Raw genomic sequence first — 2,236 nt, 5'->3', positions numbered from 1 at the left:
GCGGAGGACGGCCTTCGGTGTCAACATGGGGTGGTGGAGATGCCGGGAATCGAACCCGGGTCCAGTGGAGTTAATTCAGGGCTTCTCCGAGCGCAGTCCGCTGTGATTTTCTCGGCCCTGGCGGTCACACGGACAAGCCGCCAACAGGCCCAGCTGCTGTTTGATTTCCCATCCGCCCTCGCAGCCCGGGCGGACGGTTGAGTTCCCTAGATTATGCCAGGGTCCGGGTCGGGAACCCCCCGGTCTGACACCCAAGCGCTATCGGTGCTTATTAGGCAGCGAGAGCGAACTGCTGGGAATCGCGCTTAGAGTTGGCGATTATTTTTTTGCGACACGTGGTTAACGAGATCATTGCCGCGTTCCTCGGCTCGCTTCCCCTGTTTCAACATCCCCTGTCGAAACCGATCATCCCCATGTTTTGTTGAGAAACAGCTCGGACGGTCATCGTCCGTGTTGCTTGCGCCATAGTACGCGAGGCGACGGGCGAGGGTCCAGCGGATTAACCCTGGCGTCGGCGGGCCGCCGCCACCGCGCGGGCCGTCTCGCGGGTGTCCTGCTTCTCGCGCAGCGTCTGGCGCTTGTCGTAGAGCTTCTTGCCGACCGCGAGCGCCAGTTCGAGCTTCACCCGGCCGTCCTTGAAGTACAGCGAGAGCGGGACCAGGGTGTGGCCCGCGTCGCGGACCTTGCTCTCGATCTTCTGGATCTCCATCCTGTGCAGCAGCAGCTTGCGCTTGCGCCGGGCCGCGTGGTTGGTCCACGTCCCCTGGGTGTACTCGGGGATGAAGACGTTGTCGATCCACGCCTCGTGGTTCTGGATGTAGGCGTAGCCGTCGACCAGGTTGGCCCGCCCCTCGCGCAGCGACTTGACCTCGGTTCCGGTGAGGACGAGGCCGCACTCGTAGGTGTCGAGGATCGTGTACTCGTGTCGCGCCTTCTTGTTCTGCGCGATCAGCTTCTGTCCGGTTTCCTTTGCCATAACGCGGCCATTCTCGCACTTCGAGGCCGGATCGGGCAGCTGCTTTAGGCGCGGGTGCCCAGCCCCGCGAGGACCCGCAGGGCGAGCTCGTCGGCCTCCTCGCCCGAGCCGGCCGGGACGTCGGGGTTGAGGCCGGTGCCGTCCGGGGAGCGGCCCGCCGGGGTGTAGTAGCGGCCGACGGTCAGCTCCAGCACGGCGCCGTCGGCGAGCCGGCTGGGCTGCTGGACGGTGCCCTTGCCGAAGGTCCGCGAGCCCACCACCACGGCGCGGCTGCGGTCCTGGAGGGCGCCGGCCAGCAGTTCGGCGGCGCTCATCGTGCCGCCGTCCACCAGCAGCACCAGCGGGGTGCGCTGGTCGCCGCCGGGCGGGGCGGTCAACTCCCTGGTCTCGCCGCGCTCCTGGTACGAGCCGACGGTTCCGCCGTCCAGGAAGATCCCGGCGGTGCCGGCCGCCTCGTCGACCAACCCGCCGGAGTTGCCGCGCAGATCGAGCACCACGCCGGCGTGCGGGGCGCGCAGCGCGGCGCGCACCTGGTCGGCCACGCCGCTGGTGAAGCCGCGCACGGTCACCCGGAGCACGCCCTTGCCCAGCTGCTCCGCGGTGACCTGCCGGCTGTCCAGGAGCACGCGCCGCAGGCGCAGTTCGCGCTCCTCCCCCTCGCCGCGCCGGACCGCCAGGGTGACCTCGGAGCCGGCCCGGCGCTCCTCGCCCCGGCCGCGCAGCCGCGCGACCACCTCGGTGACCGGCAGGTGGTCCGCCTGGTCCTGGCCGATCCGTACGAGCCGGTCCCCGGGGGCGATCCCGGCCACGGCGGCCGGGCCGCCGGGCGCGACCTGGGAGACCTCGGTGACGCCGTCCTGGCCGCGGCCCACCGAGAGGCCGACGCCCGGGTACCGGCCGTCCAGGCCCTGGCTGAACTCCGCGTACTCCTGGGCGCTGTAGTACGCGCCCCAGCGGTCGCCGCCGGCCGCCAGCAGGTGCTCGGCCTGCTGCTCGGACAGGGCGGCGCCGGCCGGGTCCGCCGGGAGCCCGCCGGTGGCCCGGGCGGTGTCGGCGGACGGGCTGTGCGGCGGCCCGCCCGGGTCGCCCCAGGCGCCGGTGGCCGCGCCGGCCAGCAGCACGGCGCCGAACACCAGGCTGAGCGCGGCCACCTGGCGGGCCCTGCGCGGAGTTTGCAGCATGGACCGGAGTGTAGACACCGCTCCGCGCGGGACGAACCGGAACGACGGGCCCCGGAAAGCCGACGGCCCCGGACGGCGC

General features: G+C 71.3%; 2 protein-coding genes and 1 other RNA gene. All 3 read right to left on the bottom strand.

From position 1 onward, the window contains the following. Nucleotides 1-31: 31 nt before the first annotated feature. Nucleotides 32-413: a transfer-messenger RNA gene (gene ssrA, locus ACFU6K_RS37345) on the bottom strand. A gap of 86 nt (nucleotides 414-499) precedes the next feature. Further along, complete coding sequence (smpB, locus tag ACFU6K_RS37340) at nucleotides 500-976, bottom strand: SsrA-binding protein SmpB (protein ID WP_380670850.1); 477 nt, start codon at nucleotides 974-976, stop codon at nucleotides 500-502. A 44-nt stretch (nucleotides 977-1,020) separates the two neighbouring features. Next, nucleotides 1,021-2,157, bottom strand: a complete 1,137-nt coding sequence (locus tag ACFU6K_RS37335) for a S41 family peptidase (protein ID WP_380670848.1) — start codon at nucleotides 2,155-2,157, stop codon at nucleotides 1,021-1,023. Between the last annotated feature and the right edge of the window lie 79 nt (nucleotides 2,158-2,236).

Origin of the sequence: Kitasatospora sp. NPDC057512 (genome assembly GCF_042802135.1) — a bacterium.
Lineage (GTDB): Bacteria > Actinomycetota > Actinomycetes > Streptomycetales > Streptomycetaceae > Kitasatospora.
Note: the sequence above shows the minus strand (reverse complement) of the source record. Positions and strands in the feature narration are given on the sequence as shown.